This window comes from Bacillus sp. 522_BSPC, assembly GCF_001076885.1.
Taxonomy (GTDB): domain Bacteria; phylum Bacillota; class Bacilli; order Bacillales; family Cytobacillaceae; genus Niallia; species Niallia hominis.
The window spans coordinates 1-1,619 of sequence record NZ_JVDT01000225.1 but is presented as its reverse complement, the minus strand read 5'-3'; the positions used below and the strand labels follow the sequence as shown (position 1 = coordinate 1,619).

Genomic DNA, 1,619 nt, shown 5'->3' with positions numbered 1-1,619 from the left:
TGCGCTACAGACGCACGATGCGCCGGGGAGTAAGCTGATCCTCCTCGGCACGCCTGCGGGGTCTCAGCCTTTCCTCTATTTCCCGCAGGAGTCGAGTGTCCTCCGCTCCATTCCACTTCGTTTCTAAACCTTTTTTCAAAATAATACACACGAACATTTACACAAATAATTTTGTAAGTGTTCGTGTGTATTGTTAGTTGAGATGCTTTTGTCCCAGCCTCTTAGTCTTCTGTTTTATCACTTTGATTTTTATTCCGTCTATTCCCTTTACTGTTATCGCCACTAACACTAGTTTGATTTCCCTTTGGTGAGTTTTGATTCTTACTTCCATTGTTATATTTTTTCGTCATTTTTAACACTCCTTTCTGTTTGCCTCTAAATAGGTTTTCCAGATGGAGCTATGACTAATATGGTAAAAACAAGCAATTTATTCGTTACTTAAATCTAGATGTTAGGAAATGACAAACTCCATCTTCATCACAAGTTAACTCTGTTATTTCTTTTGCTATTTCTTTAATGTGTTCTGGTGCATTTTGCATAGCAACTGGCATGGAAACGAATTGCAGCATTTGGATGTCATTATCACTATCTCCAATTCCCATCGTCTCTTTCGCTGATAGACTAAACTTCTCTAGCATTTGTTTAATGCCTGTTGCTTTATTTACATTTGCAACCATTACTTCTACATTATGTCCAGAGGATGTAGAAGCAGTAAAGTCGACTTCCTTTCTTAATTCTTCTAATACTTGCTTCCACTGGTTAATATGTTCTTTCGTTCGAGCAAAGAAATAAAACTTCGAAAATTTGCTTCCCTCTATTGTATCCTTCCAATCTATTTTTCCATTAATTGCTTCTTTTCGAGAAAGCCATTCATTGATCCCAACACTTTCCGGCTTCGGTTCCCTGATTTCGTGCATAACATACTCCTTATCTTGATTTAATGTTATACGAGAAGCTCCATATGGGAAAAGCTCATAATATACTTTATACTCTCTTGCCTTTTCAATAATGGTTTCAACTAATTGTAAAGGTAGTGTATGTTGAAAAATCGGCTCTTTTCCTATATATCCAGCCATGCCGTTGGAAGTAACATAACCATCTACTTCAAATCCTTCTGGTACGACAGATGTAATTTCGTCAAAGGATCTTCCTGTTGCTATAAAAACGAAGAAACCCTCCTTTCGTAAATCATCAATAATCTCTTTTGTCTTCAGACTTACCTGATTCTGATGATTTAAAATCGTACCATCCATATCTAGAAAAATAGCCTTTGGTTTTTGTAACAAAATAAATCCCCCTTTAATACTCTTACTCGCAAGTATACACCTCGTTACATTTTTGCTCAAATGCATCGATTTAGCATTTCGATTGCTTAAAACCTTTCTCTGCACTAGAATTTTTGCAAAAATAAGGACCACCCGTGAGAACGGGTGGTTTTCTCTGCGGCTGAAAGCCTTTGTTACTGACCAAACCCTAAAGGGCTACTGAAAGGTTCGCCATTTGTACTACTTCTACTGGCCAGACCTCAAAGGCCTTCTCTCCTAATTATTTCGTTTCTTTTTCTTCACTTCTTCCCCTGTAAATGGATCAATATATTCCATTATCGTTAATTGTTCTGC

At 37.5% G+C, this 1,619-nt stretch carries 2 protein-coding genes and 1 pseudogene; all 3 read right to left on the bottom strand.

Features of this window, described 5'->3' with window-relative positions; genetic code table 11:
- Window positions 1-221: 221 nt before the first annotated feature.
- The gene (locus tag ADJ83_RS26590) at window positions 222-350 is read right to left on the bottom strand and encodes a hypothetical protein (protein WP_269320400.1); all 129 of its coding nucleotides are present in this window, start codon (window positions 348-350) and stop codon (window positions 222-224) included.
- Between the two features lie 84 nt (window positions 351-434).
- Window positions 435-1,286 carry a Cof-type HAD-IIB family hydrolase gene (locus ADJ83_RS18345; RefSeq protein WP_031540475.1) on the bottom strand — a complete coding sequence of 284 codons (852 nt, stop codon included), beginning with the start codon at window positions 1,284-1,286 and terminating at the stop codon, window positions 435-437.
- Between the two features lie 255 nt (window positions 1,287-1,541).
- Window positions 1,542-1,619 (bottom strand): annotated as a pseudogene (locus tag ADJ83_RS27030) (IS200/IS605 family transposase); the annotation flags it as partial.